The sequence below is a fragment of the Pararobbsia alpina genome, from assembly GCF_902859895.1.
GTDB classification, from domain to species: domain Bacteria; phylum Pseudomonadota; class Gammaproteobacteria; order Burkholderiales; family Burkholderiaceae; genus Pararobbsia; species Pararobbsia alpina.
Window position 1 is genome coordinate 1 of record NZ_CADIKM010000239.1, and the last position, 537, is coordinate 537.

The 537-nt window shown below is 66.7% G+C and carries 1 pseudogene; it reads left to right on the forward strand.

The features are described from left to right. A pseudogene (locus HV670_RS30470) lies at positions 1–537 on the forward strand (IS3 family transposase); the annotation flags it as partial.

A 537-nucleotide genomic window follows, 5' to 3' on the forward strand; every position in this document is an offset into this window, starting at 1 on the left:
CGGGGCGCCACGCATTCATGCGCAACTCGCGCGTGAGGGCGTGCATGTGGGGTGCAAGCGCGTGGCGCGCCTGATGCGCATGGCCGGTCTGTGTGGCGCAAGCCGGCGGCACTGGAAGCTCACCACGCGCCAGCGCGCGGGAGCGCGGCGCGCGCCCGATCTGGTGCGCCGGCACTTCAGCGCCGGAGCCCGCAACGTACTGTGGGTGGCGGACGCCACCTACGTGCCGACTGGCGAAGGGTTCCTCTATCTGGCGGTGGTGCTTGACGTGTTCAGCCGGCGCATCGTTGGCTGGGCGATGTCCCGTCATTTGTACACGGAACTGATGCTGCGTGCACTGGACATGGCGCTGCTGCAGCGGCGCCCTGACAGCGTGATCCATCATTCCGATCAGGGATGCCCAATATACGTCGATTGCCTTCGGACGACGCTGCCGCGAGGCGGGCGTGCAGCCCTCGATGGGTACCGCAGGCGACTGCTTCGATAACGCGATGTGCGAATCGTTCTTCGGCACACTCGAAGCGGAGTTGCTCACGC